The 227-nt window shown below is 61.0% G+C and carries 1 protein-coding gene; it reads right to left on the reverse strand.

What is annotated here, in order from left to right; all coding sequences use genetic code 11:
• Window positions 1-227, reverse strand: a 227-nt coding sequence (locus tag ACQ4LH_RS21435) for an ABC transporter substrate-binding protein (protein WP_430698986.1), incomplete at both ends; no start/stop codon positions are given.

Here is a 227-nt window from a genome sequence, read left to right on the forward strand (position 1 = left end):
GCGTCAGATGTGTATAAGAGACAGGCCTTGAGGTAGCTGACCTTATCGAAAGCCAGGTTGATCGCCTGGCGCACGGCGGGCTGATCCAGCGGCGGGTGCTGGCTGTTGATGCCGACGAATGCGGTCATAAAGGCAGCGGKGTGCGCGCTCTGTAGATTCTGTCTCTTATAAACAACTGAMGCCGSCGRCGACGCCCCACGAGGGGGGAGTTCAGGAGGGGGGGGGTC

The organism is Pseudomonas peli (assembly GCF_050563605.1).
Taxonomy (GTDB): Bacteria; Pseudomonadota; Gammaproteobacteria; order Pseudomonadales; family Pseudomonadaceae; genus Aquipseudomonas; species Aquipseudomonas peli_A.